This is a genomic window from Actinoplanes sp. NPDC049316 (genome assembly GCF_040677315.1).
Classification (GTDB): domain Bacteria; phylum Actinomycetota; class Actinomycetes; order Mycobacteriales; family Micromonosporaceae; genus Actinoplanes.
The window spans coordinates 62,261-78,405 of sequence record NZ_JBFAQM010000032.1 but is presented as its reverse complement, the minus strand read 5'-3'; the positions used below and the strand labels follow the sequence as shown (position 1 = coordinate 78,405).

Annotated in this window: 12 protein-coding genes and 1 pseudogene; 5 read left to right on the top strand and 8 right to left on the bottom strand. The window is 70.6% G+C overall.

Annotated features, from left to right (window positions below; genetic code table 11):
* Positions 1–92: 92 nt before the first annotated feature.
* Positions 93–2,432 carry a ricin-type beta-trefoil lectin domain protein gene (locus AB0K03_RS34280; RefSeq protein ID WP_364693908.1) on the bottom strand — a complete coding sequence of 780 codons (2,340 nt, stop codon included), beginning with the start codon at positions 2,430–2,432 and terminating at the stop codon, positions 93–95.
* A 59-nt stretch (positions 2,433–2,491) separates the two neighbouring features.
* Between AB0K03_RS34280 and AB0K03_RS34275 the strand changes: the two genes are divergently transcribed.
* Complete coding sequence (locus AB0K03_RS34275) at positions 2,492–3,382, top strand: hypothetical protein (RefSeq protein ID WP_364693868.1); 891 nt, start codon at positions 2,492–2,494, stop codon at positions 3,380–3,382.
* On the opposite strand, the gene AB0K03_RS34270 is transcribed toward AB0K03_RS34275, so the two are convergent.
* Positions 3,366–4,769: a non-reducing end alpha-L-arabinofuranosidase family hydrolase gene (locus AB0K03_RS34270; RefSeq protein ID WP_364693865.1), complete on the bottom strand. Its 1,404-nt coding sequence runs from the start codon at positions 4,767–4,769 to the stop codon at positions 3,366–3,368. The two genes, AB0K03_RS34275 and AB0K03_RS34270, sit on opposite strands and share 17 nt — an antisense overlap.
* Before the next feature lie 169 nt (positions 4,770–4,938).
* Here AB0K03_RS34270 and AB0K03_RS34265 point away from each other — a divergent pair, with 169 nt between their 5' ends.
* The 3 genes from AB0K03_RS34265 to AB0K03_RS34255 all read left to right on the top strand — a co-directional run bounded on the left by AB0K03_RS34265 (position 4,939) and on the right by AB0K03_RS34255 (position 9,959).
* The gene (locus AB0K03_RS34265; RefSeq protein ID WP_364693863.1) at positions 4,939–8,133 is read left to right on the top strand and encodes a BTAD domain-containing putative transcriptional regulator; all 3,195 of its coding nucleotides are present in this window, start codon (positions 4,939–4,941) and stop codon (positions 8,131–8,133) included.
* Positions 8,134–8,196: 63 nt separating this feature from the next.
* Complete coding sequence (locus tag AB0K03_RS34260) at positions 8,197–9,591, top strand: FAD-binding oxidoreductase (RefSeq protein WP_364693860.1); 1,395 nt, start codon at positions 8,197–8,199, stop codon at positions 9,589–9,591.
* A 140-nt stretch (positions 9,592–9,731) separates the two neighbouring features.
* Entirely contained in the window at positions 9,732–9,959 is a 228-nt protein-coding gene (locus AB0K03_RS34255; protein ID WP_364693857.1) for a hypothetical protein, read from the top strand.
* A 1-nt stretch (position 9,960) separates the two neighbouring features.
* Here the strand turns inward: AB0K03_RS34255 and AB0K03_RS34250 are convergent, their stop codons facing one another.
* From AB0K03_RS34250 to AB0K03_RS34225, 6 genes and pseudogenes are all read right to left on the bottom strand, one after another.
* Entirely contained in the window at positions 9,961–13,419 is a 3,459-nt protein-coding gene (locus AB0K03_RS34250; protein WP_364693854.1) for a hypothetical protein, read from the bottom strand.
* A gap of 102 nt (positions 13,420–13,521) precedes the next feature.
* Positions 13,522–13,794 (bottom strand): hypothetical protein, encoded by a 273-nt coding sequence (locus AB0K03_RS34245; protein WP_364693852.1) that lies wholly within the window; start codon positions 13,792–13,794, stop codon positions 13,522–13,524.
* A 348-nt stretch (positions 13,795–14,142) separates the two neighbouring features.
* On the bottom strand, positions 14,143–14,448 hold the full coding sequence (locus AB0K03_RS34240; protein WP_364693849.1) for a helix-turn-helix domain-containing protein: 306 nt from the start codon (positions 14,446–14,448) through the stop codon (positions 14,143–14,145).
* Positions 14,445–14,582, bottom strand: coding sequence for a hypothetical protein (locus AB0K03_RS34235; RefSeq protein WP_364693913.1), 138 nt, complete (start codon positions 14,580–14,582; stop codon positions 14,445–14,447). The genes AB0K03_RS34240 and AB0K03_RS34235 overlap by 4 nt, the downstream gene beginning before the upstream one ends.
* Before the next feature lie 25 nt (positions 14,583–14,607).
* Positions 14,608–14,817 (bottom strand): annotated as a pseudogene (locus tag AB0K03_RS34230) (type II toxin-antitoxin system RelE/ParE family toxin); the annotation flags it as partial.
* Between the two features lie 52 nt (positions 14,818–14,869).
* Entirely contained in the window at positions 14,870–15,097 is a 228-nt protein-coding gene (locus AB0K03_RS34225; RefSeq protein WP_364693846.1) for a hypothetical protein, read from the bottom strand.
* Positions 15,098–15,343: 246 nt separating this feature from the next.
* Between AB0K03_RS34225 and AB0K03_RS34220 the strand changes: the two genes are divergently transcribed.
* Complete coding sequence (locus AB0K03_RS34220) at positions 15,344–16,003, top strand: class I SAM-dependent methyltransferase (RefSeq protein ID WP_364693843.1); 660 nt, start codon at positions 15,344–15,346, stop codon at positions 16,001–16,003.
* Positions 16,004–16,145: the final 142 nt, after the last annotated feature.

Here is a 16,145-nt window from a genome sequence, read left to right as displayed (position 1 = left end):
TTCGGGCGACCCCGGTTGCCCGGCGCTGGATCAGGAAGGTTTACTTCCTTTTTTGCGGACCCGACAATGTCGGCGGCGAATGCTCGAGATTCCTATCTGATCCACTGCTGGTTGCTGCCGCCGTTGCACGTCCACAGCTCGACCGCCACGCCGTTGGCCGTCCCCGCTCCGGTCACGTCCAGGCACAGTCCGGACTGGACGCCGACGATCGTGCCGTCGGCGTTGATCCGCCACTGCTGGTTGGCGCCGCCCGTGCACGACCAGATCCGGATCCGGGCCCCGGCCGCGGCGCTCGGCGCGTCGAGGCACCTGCTGCCGTAGACGGTGAGCCGGCCGTCGGAGGTCGCCGTCCAAGTCTGGTTGGCGCCGCCGTTGCAGTCCCAGATCTGCACGACCGTGCCGTCGGCCTGGCCGGCGCCGTTGACGTCGAGGCACCGGTTGGAGCCCGCGCCACGGATCGGCCCGGTGGGCGTCGTGCCGCCACCGAGCGGGGTGACGGACAGATTGTCGAACTGGGCGCTCACGCCTTGGCCGGTGGCGTAACCGATCTGGCCGGCCACCCACGTCGAGTCGCTGACGGTGCCCAGCGTGGTGCCGTCGAGGGCGGCGGTCACGCTGCCGCCGTCGACCGTCAGCGCCAGCTTGTGCCAGCGGCCCGTGCCCAGGGCGGCCGTGGTGCCGCTTGCCAGGGTCCGCTGGTTGCCGCCGGTGGAGTTGCTGCGGATGGACCACGATCCGTTGTCCGCGACCCGCAGGTAGTAGGCGTTGAGGTTCTGCGGGCCCTCGTGGTTGTAGGTGCCGGCGCGGCCGATCAGCTGCACGTAGCCCGCCCTCTCCAGCATGACGTCGGAGGCGACGGTGTAGTTGCGCCAGCTCAGGTCGCCCAGCAGCGAGAACGGCTCGGCATGACCCGACGTCCAGAAGATCGGGATCTGCTCCGACATCTGCCGTACGCACTGACCGGCACGCCCGCCGCCGCACGCGACCACTTCGAACGAGCCCTGGTGGTCCATGAGGTACCGCGCCTCCCGCGCGGTCTGGTAGCCGTCGAAGTCGTCGGCGTACGGCAGCGCGAAGGCGCCCTGCGCCGGGCTGACCGCGGTTCCCTTGCCCTGGCCGGTGGTGGTGGTGATGCTGTAGACGTACCCCGGCTGGACGGTGAGCGAGAACGAGCCGTTCGACGGCGTGATGTCGCTGCGCCGCACGAAGTGGTCCGCGGCGTTGCCCGACCGGACGTTGGTGGACCACACGTGCACAGTGCCGGTCGACAGACCCCCGGTGACGCTGAAGGTGAGGTCCTGCGCCGTGGTGGCGTCCATCGTCTCGATGACGGTGCTGTAGTCGCGGTTGCCGGGAGCCTTCAGCGACACGTAACTCCCGTTGCCCTTGTTGCCGCCGATGTAGCCGCTGGCACCGTCGAGATAGCGCCATCCCGGTGCGGTGAACTGGGTGGTCTGCGCCATCACCCAGGTGCTCTTGCCGATCGAGTAGTAGCCGGACCATGGCTGCGGGGCCACTGCCACGCCGGTGGTGCTCCAGGGCACGTTCGGGGTGATCGCGGCGATGACGGGCCAATTGAGGTACGCGGTCATCTTGCCGTCGATGTAGTCCCGGTTGATGCCACGGGCCAGCGCCTGCGCGCCGGCGTTGTAGTCGTCGGAGCCGTTCTCGCTGGCCCACAGCGTCTTGCCGGAACTCACCGCGGTGGCCGAGCTCGGGCAGTCGGTCTGCGCGCTGCGGTAACCGCAGACGTAGTGACTGCCGTAGACCGACACCGCGGCGGCGAACGCGGCGTCACGCCGGCCGTCGTCCGCCGCGCCCCAGCCGAACTCGTCCGAGGCCACGATCTTCACGTTCGCGTACCCATGCGAGGTGAGCGCGGAGCGAAGGTTCTTGTACCAGGTCAGATCGCGGCCGCGCTCGTTCCAGCCGCCGAGGTAGTCGATCGTGAGCCCGTGCGAGGCGGCGCAGCCGAGCCAGGCGATCAGGTAGTCGATGGAGTCGCCCGACCAGAAGCTGCCGTTGCCGATCCAGCCGGGCGCTCCCCAGGCCAGCCCGACGAGCTTGATGGCCGGATTGCGCGACTTGGCCTGGCCCATCAACCACCACTCGTACCCGCGGTCGCAATTCACCGCGCCGCGGACGTGCTCGTGGCTCGGTTCGGCGCCGGACGTCGAGTTGGTGTCCCCGCCGATCTCCACCTTCATGATCTGCATGGCGGCGCCGTAGCCCGGCTTGAACAGATAGTCGAGGATCTCGCTGCGCTGCGGCTCGGGATAATCGATCAGCAGCCGGCTGTTGCCGCCACCCCCGCTGATCGCCCCGACCCCGTCGAACACCCGCCCGCCGGACGTGCCGTCGACGGTGATCGTGGTCGCGGCCTGCGCCGGGGCGGGGAGCGCGACCAGCACGCCGGCGAACGCCAGCAGCATGGCCGCGACTCCGGCCCAGGCGCGGGACAGCGAGGGCGGGCGGCCGGGACGGTCCGAGGGTGCGGGCATTGGCTCAGGTCCCTTCTGCGGTTCAGCTTCCGGTGCAGGCGACCGTGGCTCCGCTGCCGGTCCCGGTGCCCTGGAAGCCGAAGGTGGTGCTCCGGCCGGCGGCCAGCCGTCCGTTTCAGGCCTGGTTCGTGACGGTGACGGCGCCGGCTGTCCCGTCGGCGACGCCGTTCCAGAGCGAGGTGATCGACGCCCCGCCCGGGAGCCCGAGGGAGACCCGCCAGCCGTTGAGCCCGGCGGAACCCCCCGGTGACGGTCACGGCGGCGACGAAGCCTCCGCTCCACTGATCCTGCACCGCGTACGCCGCGGAACAGGCGGGGCTTCCCTGGCCCGGCGGGGTGTCGCCGCCGAGCGTCAGGTTCTTCTGCTGGACCTGCCACTGGCTGTGGCACAGCCCGCAGTCCGGGCCGACGAAGGCGGTGCCGGCCGCGGTGTCACCCTTGAGCCGCCACTTCAGCCAGAGCACCGCCACCCGACCGAACTCACCGCCGTTGACCTGGTCGTACGTGCCGCCGTGCCCCACGTTCAGGTTGCCCGTGAAGGCGGGCAACCCGGCCGGGAGCTTGCCCCAGTCGTCGATGGCGTTCGGGTACGCGATGTCGCCCGGACCGCCGATGAAGGACGCGATCGGCTTGGTCAGCCGCCTCAGTTGGTAGTCGTCGGCATCGTTGAGCAGTCCGCTGCTGAAGATCGCCGTCGTGGTGATCCGCGGATCGTTCGAGACGGCGTACGCCTCCAGACCGCCACAGGACCAGCCCGCCACGGCGATCTTGGAGACGTCGAGCCTGCCGGTGCCGCGCCGAGGGCCACGCCCCCCGCGGTGATCGACAGGGTGGCGGCGATGACCGCGCCCATCCTCCGGCGGTTCATCGCTGCAGGGTGAGCAGTCCGGGTCGCCACGGCAGGTTGTTGTAGTCGCCGCCGGCGCTGGGGTTCTTGCCCTGGTAGAGCAGTTGCAGGTTGCACGGGTCGACGGTCTTGGTCTGGTCCGGGTTGGTGCGCACCAGGTCACCGTGGCTTATGTCGTTGGTCCACGTGGCCCCACTGTTGGCCTTGCCGGCGAACGGGTTGCTCTCGGTGGCGGCCTGCGGGGTCCAGGTGCCGCTCAGGCTGGACGACGTGAATGAGCGGAAATAGCGGCCCTGGCTGCCGATCGCCTCGACGATCATCAGGTACTGGTTCTGGCCCGCGACCTTGTAGACCTCGACCGCCTCGAACAGGTTGTTGGTCGAGTCGCTCATGATCGTCGTGTAGGACGAGCCGAAGCTGCCCGGGAAGTTCCCGATCGGCATGCCGGCCCGGTAGATCTTGCCGTTGTCCCCGGCGAAGAACAGGTACATGTTCTGCCCGTCGCCGATGAGCGTCTGGTCGATGACGCCGTAGGGTGCGTCGGGAAGCGTCCCCGTGAACAGCGTCTGAGCGCTGGACCAGCCGTTGGCGTTGGTCGGATCGGTGGAGGTCTTGTAGCTGAACGACGTCGGACCCCACTGATAGGCCAGCACCCAGATGTTCTTCGGCGCGAAGTAGAGCAGCGTGGGCGCCACCGTGCCCTGGCTCATCCCGTTCTGACTGGCCGACGCCATGTCCGACCAGTTGGTGAACAGACCGAAGTTCATCGAGCCGTACGACCCGTTGGCGACGTTCGACGCGTACACCAGGTGTTTGCCGTTGTAGACGACGTTGGTGAAGTCCTTCAGCGACACCCACCCGTTCTTCGGCTCGGCCAGCGGACCCGTCGACGTCCAGCGGTAGCTCGACGGCAGCGTGCAGGTGCCGCCAGGCGGCGTCGAAGGCGGGGTGGACGGCGGGGTGGACGGCGGGGTGGACGGCGGGGTGGACGGCGACGACGGGACCGTCCCGCCGGTGCAGGCCACGCCGTTGAGCGCGAAGCTCGCCGGGACCGGGTTGCTGCCGGTCCAGGAGCCGTTGAAGCCGAACGACACCGTGCCGTTGGCCGGGACCGAGCCGTTGTAGCTCACGTTCGTCGCGGTCACCGCCGAGCCGCTCTGGGCCACCGTGGCGTTCCACGCCTGGGTCACCGTTTGCCCGGCGCCGTACGACCACGTCAGGGTCCAGCCGGACAGCGGGTCGCCCAGGTTGGTGATGGACACGTCGGCGTTGAATCCGCCCTGCCACTGCGACGACACGGCGTAGCGCACCGAGCATCCCGCAGCGGCGGCGCCGGCCGGCGACACCGCGACCACCCCCGAGGCCAGCACGAGGGCGCCGGCCGACACCGACACGACCGCGGCCAATCTTGATCTGGTCATGGGCTCTCTCCCGGCACTCAGGTGAACGGTAACATTGATGCGCGTCATCATATGGAAGCGCTCCCATAGTCACAACGGTTACCGACTCGTTGACGGCGAAACCCGGCGGTGATAGGCCGACACTGTGCTGCGGGGGGATGCCCGCCCGGCGGCGCCGGCATCGCCGGCCGTGCGGATTCAGCTGCTCGGAGGGTTCGATGTGGACCGGGACGGGGCGCCCGTCCAGGCCCGCGAGTGGCGGCTGCGCAAAGCCCGTACGCTGGTCAAACTCCTGGCGCTGGCACCGGATCAGCGGCTGCACCGCGACGTGCTCCTGGAGGTGCTGTGGCCGGGCCGGCCGGTCGCCTCGGCGGTGAACAACCTGCATCAGGCCGCCCATATCGCCCGCCGGGTGCTCGCCGGCGCCGGTCCGCACGGCGGCCTGCTGGAAATGCACGACGAGATGGTGGTGCTGTGCGCGACCGGCCCCCTCGACGTCGACGTGCGGCGGTTCGAGCGGCTGGCCGGCCTCGCGCGGGCCGGCGGCGACCTCGCGGCGATCCGCGCCGCGGTCGAGGTGTACGCCGGCGACCTCCTGCCCGAGGACCGGTTCGAGGACTGGGCGGCCGGGCACCGCGAACGCCTGCGGGAGAGCCTGTGCGAGCTGCTCATCGACCTGGCCGCCAAGGCCGGCGAAGCCGAGGCGATCGCGGCGCTGCAGCGGGCGCTCACGATCGATGCGCTGCACGAGGGGGCCGTCCGGGGACTGATGCGCCGCCTGTCCGCCTCCGGACGGCGCCCGGAGGCGCTTGCCCGCTACGAGCGGCTGCGGGAGGACCTGTCCACGGGATACGGCAGTGACCCGGATCCGGAGACGCGGCGGCTCTACCGGGATCTGCTCACCGGTGACCGCGCGGACGTGCGGCCCACGCCACCGGACGCGCCGCGGCACAACCTGGCGTCGCCGCTCACCAGCTTCGTCGGCCGGGAGCGGGAGATCGCCGAGGTGCACCGCCTGCTCGGCCGCGGCGGTCTGCTCACGCTGACCGGGGTCGGCGGCGCCGGCAAGACCCGGCTCGCCGAGGAGGCGGCGCGGCGGCTGCTCGGCTCCTATCGCGACGGTGTCTGGTTCGCCGATCTGGCGCAGCTCACCGATGCGCGGCTGGTGGCGAACACCGTGGCCGCCGCGCTCGGCCTCGACCCCGGCGCCGGCGCTCATCCGCTGCGGACGCTGGTCGGCAGGCTGGCGCCCAGGACGCTGTTGCTGATCCTCGACAACTGCGAGCATCTGCTCGCCGCGTGCGCCGAGCTCGCGGGGGCGGTACGCCGTGCCTGCCCGGGAGTGACGGTGCTGGCCACCAGCCGGGAGCCGCTGCACGCGCCCGGGGAGGTCACGTTCCGGGTGCCGTCGCTCGAGGTGCCCGACCCCGGGCTCGGCGACGACCTCGGCCGGCTCGCGACGCTGCCCTCCGTACGGCTGTTCCTCGACCGCGCCTGCGACGTACGCCCCGGCTTCGTCGTCGACGCCGGGAACGCGGCAGCCGTGGTGGAGATCTGCCGCCGGCTCGACGGGATACCCCTCGCCCTGGAGCTGGCCGCGGCCCGCATGTCGCACCTCGAAGCGGTGGAGATCGCCGAACGGCTGCACGAGGCGCTGGCCCTGCTCGGCCGCCGGGGCCCGCTGACCCGGCACGCGACGCTGCGGGCCACACTGGAGTGGAGCCATGCCCTGCTCGCCGGCGACGAACAGCTCCTTCTCCGGCGGCTGGCCGTCTTCGCCGGCAGCTTCTCGCTTCCGGCGGCCGAACACGTCTGCTCGGACGAGCGGCTCGCGTCCCCGGAGATCCTCGACTGCCTCGGCCGGCTCGTGGACAAGTCACTCGTACAGATCGAGCGTGCCGGTGACCGGTCCCGGTACCGGTTGCTCGAGACGATCAGGCAGCTCGCCAGGGAACGGCTGGCCGAGGCGGGCGAGGCCGACGCGTTCGACGCCGCGCACTGCCGGCATTTCCTGCGCCTGGCCGTGGACAGCGACACCGACCGGGCGTCCGGGATCGTGGTCGAACGTCCGCAGGCGCTCGACATCGACCACGACAACCTGCGCGCGGCCCTTGGCTGGTCGGTACGCCACGATCCCCCTCAGGCCTTGCTGCTCGGCGTGAGCCTGTGGCGCTACTGGCTCGCGCGGGGTCATTTCGTCGAGGGTTCCGGATGGCTGGAGCGGGTCCTCGCCGCGGCGCCGGAACCGTCGCCGGAGCAGGCGCGCGCGTGGTTCGCGCTCGCGGTCCTGGATGCGCGCCGGGGCCTGAGCGACCGGCTGCCCAGCCTGGGCGCTGCCGCCGTCACGGCCGCCGAGCGCTCGGGAACGCCGACCGACGTCACCTGGGCCCGGCTCATGCGGGGCATCCTGCTGGTCGGCGTCGCCGAACTCGACGAGGTGGACCAGGTCACCCGGGCGGCGCTCGACGGCGGCGAGCCACCGCCGACGCCGCCCGTCGCGGCCACCGCACACTGGCTGGCGGCGCTGGCCGATCTGGTCCGGGAAGAGGTGGGCGCCGCCGAGCTGCGGTTCACCCGCTGCCTGCGGCAGCTGCAACTCGTCGACCCCGCGGCGGCGCCGTTCCTGCCGGCCGTGACGCTGTCGATGCCACTGGTGCCGGTCGCCGGGTCGCTGGTGCCGGTGTTCGAAGAGACCTGGCTGCTGGGCCGGCGGGTGGGGGCCGTTCAGGGACACGCGTACGCGCTGTCGGCGCTCGGCTACGTCCATCGCCTCGCGGGAGACCTGGCCAGCGCCCTCGCCACCACGCGGGAGGCGGTCGACGCGTTCGGCCGGATCGGCGACGCGGCCGGGCTGGCACACGCCCTGAACCACCTCGGCTGCGTCGAGCGGGACTCGCGGCTGTTCGAGCCGGCCGGCGAGCACCTGCGGGAGGCGTTGCGGCTGCGCGAATGCCTCGGCGACCGGCGCGGCGAGAACCTCACCCGCGCCAACCTGGGCCTGCTGTCGGCCGCGGTCGGTGACGTCGCCGAGGGCCGCCGGCTCGCCCGGGTCGCTCTCGACCGGTTCGAGGACGTGGACGACGGGCCCGGCGTCGGCGGGGCGCTGCTCGACCTCGCGGTCGTCGAGATGTTCGCCGGCGAGCGGCACTGCGCGCGGGTCCTCGCGGAACAGGCCGTGGACGCGTTCGCACCCCAGGGATACGTGCGGCTCGACGCGTGGACCCGGCTGCTCGCCGCCGAGCTCGCCTGCGACGACGGCGACCTGCCGGCCCTCGAGCGCCACGGCCGCGCGGCGGGTGCCCTGTTCCGCCGCCTGGGCTGCCGGATCGGCACAGCCCGGGCCGAGGCCCTGCCCCTGAGGCAGGCAGCGGCTAAGCGACGCTAAGCCGCTGCGAAGGTCGCGGTCTTAGCGTCGGAGCCGACCGAACAGATCCGACAGGGAGCGACCATGACCAACACCCTTGGCGAAGCCACCATCGGCGAGCTGGCTCAGGCGTTACGAGGGGAACTGATCCGTCCGGAGGACCCGGGCTACGACGAGGCGCGGTCGATCTGGAACGGCGCCCACGACCGCCGGCCGGCCCTCGTCGTCCGCTGCCACGGGGTGGCGGACGTGCTGAAGACGGTGGAGTTCGCCCGCAGCGAGGGACTGCCGCTCGCGGTCCGCGGCGGCGGCCACAGCATCCCGGGCTTCTCGTCGGTGGACGCGGGCATCGTGCTCGACCTGTCGCCGATGAAGGGCGTCCGGGTCGACCCCGTCCGGCGTACGGCCACGGCGCAGGGCGGAACCGTGTGGAGTGACCTCGACGCGGAGACGCAGGCGTTCGGCCTCGCGGTGACCGGCGGGCTGATCTCCACCACCGGCATCGCGGGGTTCACGCTGGGTGGCGGCATCGGCCTGCTGGTCCGCCGCTGCGGCCTCGCCTGCGACAACCTGACCGGTGCGGACATCGTGACCGCCGACGGCCGGTATCTGCACGCCTCCGAGGACGAGAACGCCGAGCTGCTGTGGGCGCTGCGCGGCGGCGGCGGCAACTTCGGCGTGGTCACCTCGTTCGAGTTCCGCCTGCACGAGGCCGGCCCGACGGTCTTCGCCGGACCGGTCTTCTACCGCGGCGAGGACGCGCAGCGGGTGCTGAGCGGCTTCCGCGCCGCCACCGCTCAAGCGCCGGACGAGCTGTCCATGGTGGTCAACCTGACCACCGCCCCGCCGGCGCCGTTCCTGCCCGGCGAGATCCACGGCAAACCGGTCGTCGCGGTGCTCGGCATGTGGTCGGGCCGCCCGGAGGACGGTGACGCCGCGACCCGGCCGTTCCGCGAGCTGGCGCCCGTGGTGGTCGACCTGTTCGGCGCGATGCCGTACGTCGGGATGCAGAGCATGCTCGACCCGCTGTACCCGCGCGGTCTGCACAACTACTTCCGGTCGGCCTTCTTCGACGCCCTCGACGACGCCACGGCGGGCGCGGTCTGCGACGCGTACGCCCGGGTGCCCAACCCCCTGTCCGAGCTGCACATCCACCACCTCGGCGGCGCGATGGGCCGGGTGCCGGCCGGCGCGACGGCGTTCGGCACCCGCGACCGGGACTTCATACTGAACATCGTGGCCCGGTCTGCGGACGCGGGCGGCTACCCCACGGCGGTCGAGTGGGCCCGCGCGGCGACCGGAGCTCTCGGACCGGACGCCGCGGCGTACGTGAACTTCACCGGCGAGGCCAGCGAGGACCGTGTCCAGGCGTCGTACCCGAAGGCCACGTACGAGCGGTTGGTGGCGGTCAAGGACCGCTACGACCCGACCAACCTGTTCCGCCTGAACCAGAACGTCCGGCCCTCCGCCCACCGGTGATCACCGGTTGTTCGGACCGGCCGGGCACACTTGCGGTGTGGAACGTCACGAGTTCGGCGCCGCGATGCGCCAGTTGCGGGAGGGTACGGCACCTGTTCGTCCGCAGCGACGCCGACCAACTCGCCGGCCTCGCCGCTCGCGTGAGCACCGGTGAGTTGCGCGTCGAGGTCGCCGAGCGGGTGGCGCTGGCCGACCTGCCCACCGTTCACGCCCGGGCCGGCGCGGGTGAGCTGCCCGGCAAGATCGTCGTCCTCGCGCCCACCGCCCCGGAGCTCACCGCCGCGCCCGGCGGGCGAAATGCCACGGGAGCTGCTCGTCGTGCCCAACTGCGGACAACCGCGGACGGTCAACGGTTGCGCACCGCATGACCTATGTCGAAGTCGTACGACGAACGGGCGTTTGTCTGGGGTGGGAGAGCCAGAACCTGATCCGCCGCGGCAGGCGCAATACCCGGCTCCCCTCGTCGATCTCGTCGTAGCGCTGAAGCGTCGACGCGAATTCCTCCCACTCGTTCCCCCACGCCCAGTCGAGGAGGATCAGCCAGCGCAGCAGCCGCCCGACCCGGCGGTCACCGGCGAACGCGCGAAGCAACTGCTCGCCTCGCGGGTCGCCGCTCTTGCCAAGCGTCCGGGCCGCTCGAATACGGTTCAAGTGAGAGTGTCGCGAGTCCTTGGCGATGGCTGACAACAGGTTCAGTGCTCCCTCGCGCGGCAGACCGGCGTCGGCGATGGCCAGCAGCAGCAACGTGGGCGTCGGCGTCAGCGCGAGCCGCTCGAGCCGGAGGGAATGCTTCCTCGGCAATCGCCGCCAGACGCCGACCGATGACTCGATGTACACCGCGTGGCCGTACGGAGGATACGTACGCCTTTCGACCTGCACTCGGATCGCCGGGCCGAACAGCGGCCGTTCCTCTCGCACCTCGTCGACCAGATCGGTCGCCGCGCGGTCCACGTTGCGCCCGAGTATTTCGGCGGCGCGGATCCGCCGCCGAACCGGAAGCCTGTCGTCGACGATCATGTCGACCAGCGCGTGCAGGTCGCCGGTTTCGTATGCGAGGCGGGCGCTGGCGTGCAGGCGGAGCCTGGGTCGTGCAGTTGCGGCGATCTCACGGAGTGCGTGCCAGGCGTCGCCGCCGTATCGGCCGAGGGCGGCAGCGGCGTGCAACCTGGTTCGAGTCCTGCGGCCGGCGCCTGCCCTCAGCGACAACTCGGCGAGCGCCTTCTCGTCGCCGGCCGCTGCCAGACCGGTCAGCGACCGGCGACTCGTCCGCGGCAGTCGGCTTCCCCGCAGCCGGCGACAGGCGTCAGGATCACCGTGTGCCACGAGGAACGCGTCGAGTTCCGTCCGCTCGGCGGGCGACGACAACCGCGGACGGCCGGCGAACCGCGTCACGCCGCAGGCGGCCAGGCCGGCGTCGAGCCACACCCGTGCGCCAGGCCGCTCCGCGAGCTCTCTCGCCCTGCGCAGCATCGCCGCGTCTCCGATCACAGCCAACCGCCGCGCCGCGGCCACCGTCATCAGAGGCTGCTCGTGCCGAACCAGGCCGACGAGGGCATCGAGGTCGCCTCGCTCGCTCAGCATGACCGCCGCGCCGAAGGTGCACGGCGCGCTCGTGGTGGCGACGAATGCCCTCAAGAGCTCAACGACCTTCGGGTGGTGCCGGCGGTGCAGCACGATCAGCGCCCGGTACTGGAGTGCATGGTTGGTGACCGGCCGCACGACGTAGTAGATGGGGCTTGGTGTCACCTCTGCCAGGGCGAGCAGGGCGGAGTCATCCTCCCGGTCCGCCAGGGCCTCAGCGGCACGGAGCCGGCTGTCGTCGTTGATCTCGGGTGTTTCCAGCAGCGAGCGGAGAGCGGTGGGTTCGCCGTCGTCCGCGAGACGGACGGCGGCGTTGACCCGGTCCGCGTCGTCGATGTGCGAGTCCGACGCCTGTTCCGCGAGCGCCTGGCGGCCGAAGATGCCCAACGGTTGGCGTTCGGTTGCTCGCCGGGCCTCCCACTCGACGGGTTTGGCCGCCGCGCCGTGGGCGAACAGAGTCTCGTCGGCCAGTCTGCGTGCATCCGGGTCGGTGAGCCGGGATGCGGCCTCTCGCAGCAGCCGTACGCCGGTGGCCTCGTCGGTCTCGGCAACCGCGGCTGCGACCACGACACCGGTCCACTCGTTGACGGTCCTGTCCGTGGCGAACTCGGCCAGCAGACGCACCACGTCGGCGTCGATGCTCAACTCGCGCAGGACGCGCAGCGCCTCCGCACCGCCCGCCTCACTCGACAATTCGGTGAGCAGACCGTCCAGCACGCGGCGGCGGGTCTCGGCCCGTAGCGGAACCCCGTCGGCGAGAAGGTCTCCGGCCCGGGCCGGGGAACGTCCGTCGTCGAGGAGAGCGCCGACGAGACGATCGGCATCGGATCGCATCGCCGCTTCGAAACCGGCCAGGCTCCGGGCACTCGGATTGGCGGCCAGCGAGCGCCACTCCTCCTCATCGAACCGGGACCGGCGCGAACGGGCGGCGAAGAATTCGGCGAAGCTCTGATGGATGAACCGCAGCCGTCGCCCGCGGACAACCATGACCCCGGTGCCGAGAAGCAGATCCCGCACCAGCTGTCTGCCCTCGGGGACCAAGACCGCTACGTCGTAGTCACCGTGCCGGCGCAGCCAATCCGTCGCGACGTCGATCAGGTCGGCCTGCGGGTCGCGTACGTAGGCGTCGCCGACGCTGCCGAGGAGGCCCTCGATCGTCGTCGTGAAGTCTGCTCGGAGCCACGCGGCGAAGCGCGCCGCGCCGGTTCCCCGTTCGGACAGGGCGGTGTCCATCGCCTCCCGCACATGGTGTGATTCGCGGCGGCCGGTCAGCAGATGATCGACAAATCTCGAGTAGAGCTCGGCCCGGCTCGAGGGCAGCGGCCGATCGATGTCCTGCTCGAAGACCATGGCGGCGATGGTCGCCAGCAACGGCACGCGGGCGACCGGACCGAGGCGTGCCGCCGCGACACGCGCCACGTAACGTACGGCCAGTTCGGCCGCCTCCTCCGGCCGGCCGGGATGCCGCGCTCCGAACCAGCGCCGCGCGAAGGTGTCGAGGTCGTCCTGGCCGAACGGTTGCAGCTCGAACACGTCGACCGCGGGGCCCCGGAGTTCCGCCATCTCCTCCTCGGGCAGCGGCCGGCTGACGACGACGATCTGCCGGGCCACCGGTGACTCGTCCAGCCACCGGTGTATCGACCAGAGCAGGCGGGACCGGGCTTCCGAGTCGATGATCTCGTCGACACCGTCGATCATGATCCGCCACCGTCCGCCCCGGACGGGCGGTTGCTCGAACACCGACGGCCCGATGTCGACCTTCAGGTCATGCAGGCATGCCTGCGCCAGGGCATTCGGCAGCGAATGCCCAACGAGGTCGGCAGCGGCGACCGCCACGGTGACGACTCCTCGCCGGCGACCTGTTAGTGCCGTCTTCGCCCCCTCGGCGACCGTGGCGGCGACCAGAGCGGATTTGCCGGCACCCGCACCGCCGAGCAGGACAGCGTGACGACGGCCGGTCAACATCGCGTCGATGCCGACCGCCAGCTCGGCCGTCGCCGAGTCGGCGACCTGTTGACGTACGTACACGTCGGTCAGGGCCGGCACGTGTCCGAAAAACCGGTACCGATGCCGCGCGGCGTCCTGGTCCTGGGCACGCAGCAGTGCCTCCAGTGCGGCGTCGGTCAACTGCGGCACCGTCGACCGGCGCCGCCGGAGGCCGGCGACGGTCAGGGCGAGCCCGGCGATCCCGACCAGGGCGCCAACCACCGAAGCGACCTTGTCACCGGTGTCCAGCAAGCCGTCCATGCGAGCCCCCAGTCGGATCGTAGCGATCCGTCATGACGCGAACGACTTTCCGTAGTTTGACGAAACCCGTCCGGCGGTGCCCTCATCGGACTGCTGCAGCGGTCAGCCGCTCAGCTCAGCGCTCCAGGACCAACCACCGGCGACCTTGGCGATCTCACTCAGCGGGATCCTGGCAACGAGGAAGTCGACCTTGGTGCCTGCCATAGGCGCGGCAAGAACCTGGATCTCACGCTGCTCCTCGGCGCTCGCGTTGGCCAGAACCGAGAAGACCGCGTGGTCCTCCTGCTCGCCGTAGGCGTCAGCCGCGAGGTGAATGACGGCACCAGACTTGAGCGTAACGACCCACTGGCTGGGCGGTCCGGCCGCAAACTCCATGGTCAACAGGCTACCGACGAGGGCACCGTCCGCCTCTCGCCGCCGAGGCCGGGGGCCGTCGCCGCTGTCGGCGTCCCGCCACCAGCACCGAACAACGAAGGGCCAGCCCTGGGCGGACTGACCCTTACCGGCCGTGGCGCGAACCAGAAGGCTCACGAGCTGCCGAATGTGGTGGACCATAGTTGGCAGAACAAGAACCGCATACCCGCAGCTCAGGGCCCAATCGTGACCCTAGCGGCAGTGCGTCGACTCGCATCCTGACCGGCGCACCGCCCGCCGTGCCGATTCACCCCATCGGCAGCCACCCCGGGCGCTACGGCCCCGGCAGGCCGACCACCACTCATGGATCTACGAGGCCATCGGGAACTCAGCTCGCAGGCCGGTACCCGTGATCTTGAGGTCGAGCTCACCTTCCAGAGCACTGGCCAGGCGGTGCAGCAGCGGAAGCGTCGGTGTGACCGCACCCCCCTCCAGCCGCGAGATCACAGTCTGCGTCGTCCCTGCCCGTGCCGCCAACTCGGCCTGGCTGATGCCCAGGACCATCCGCCGGTCATAGACGGCCTGGCCAAGGGCAATGCGGGTGCCCGCCTCGACGTACTCGGGACTTTCCCGGTGTTCATCTGGAATAGTCCACTTGGTGTGGTACCCCTTCATCGCCTACCGCCTTCACGGTCGTAGAGATGAGTCGCTGGCCGGTGCTCGGCTTCGCACACCTTCTGGGCGGCGACGGCGCGCTCGACCTCGTTTGTCTCCCGGTCTCGGGTCTTGCGGAACACGGTCAGCAGCACGATCCGACGTTGCCGGAGCAAGCCAATAGGTGATCCGCCACGCGGCCCTACCCAGATGGAAGCGCAACTCGCGGACCGCGCCCTGCAGATGTTTGCTGTACGGCTCACCGAGCGTGGTCGGTGAGGCCGCCAGCCTGTCCGCATGGTATTCGACTGACCGATATGCGGGAATCGGCAAGGTGTCCAACCACCGCTGAACCTCGGGTTCCAGCTCGACGTCAAACCGCTTCCCCATATACGCGAGCATATAACCGGAGCGGCAGCGAAGGCCAGCGAGTCGCCTGAGATCAGATGTCCAGGCCCACCCCAGGCCCGCTACGCCCTCTCGATGGCGCCGACCCGCCGCCCGGTTGTGCAGACAGGTCAACGTCATGCCGGTTGCGCCACCACTGTTCGATCAGCTGCGCCAGCGCAGTGACGGCCTGCTGATGGTCCTCGGCAGTGATCGGGACAACCCCAGGCGGCAGAACCTTGATATTCGTCGCCACGCGCCGCCGGTTCACCATCACCATCATCTCCCGCCACCTGAGGCTCCTCCCGTCAGGGTGGCACCGCCAAGAAGCTCACGGAGTCCCTCGCTTGAGTGACACCGCAACGCGGGCCAGGACGGGACCGCCCGCACCAAGTCCTCCGATTCCGCAATCAGCTCGTACCCACCACAACGAGCTGCCATCTGCAGGCAGGCGTTCCCTCGGTGTTCACCACGGCGATCTGCGGTAGATTCGCCGCCGCGACGGTCGGCGACGGGGAGATTTGCGTAGATGGATGCCAGCACTGAGGAGTTACGGGACGCGCATGACGTGCTGTCGGAGTGGTACGCGAAGAACCTGGCCGGGGTGCTGGAGAGCATGCCGGTCGAGCGGGCGATGCTCGACCTGTTCGCCGAGCTGACCCTGGCCGTGGGTACCCAGGTTGCGGACGTGGGCTGCGGCACCGGACGACTTCTTCCGCACCTCGCGAGCCGTGGCCTCTCGCCGCGCGGGGTGGATCTGTCGCCCAGGATGGTCGAAGTGGCCCGACGCGAGCACCCGGGCTTCGAGTACGAGGTCGCCGACCTACGCGACCTGCCGTTCGAGGACGCAGCGCTGGCCGGAGTGGTGTGCTGGTTCTCGTTGATCTACCTGGCGCCGGACGCGAGGGCCCGTGCGTTCGCTGAACTCGCCCGGGTGGTGCGGCCAGGCGGATACCTGGTGGCAGCTTTCAAGCACGGCGACGGCACGGTGCACCGCAACGGTCCCGACAGCCTGGTCGGCAGTCTCGGCATCGACTTCAACCGGTACTGGCTCTCGGCCCAGGAGATGCAGGACCGCTTCACTACCGCCAGCTGCACCATGATCTTCCAGGGCAGCACCCCGCCCGAGGGGACGGAGCCGCCCTACGGGTACATGCTGGTCCGCAAGACGGGCCCCGACAGCGCGTAACGCGAGACACCGCAGCCCGGTCCGGTCGTAAGCCGGGCCGGCCGTGGCGGTTCGAATTCCAGACCCGCTCGAACTCATCACCGCGGATCTCGTCCCAACCACGGCGATAGAAACGACTCGGCACGGCGGAAGGCTACCGCCG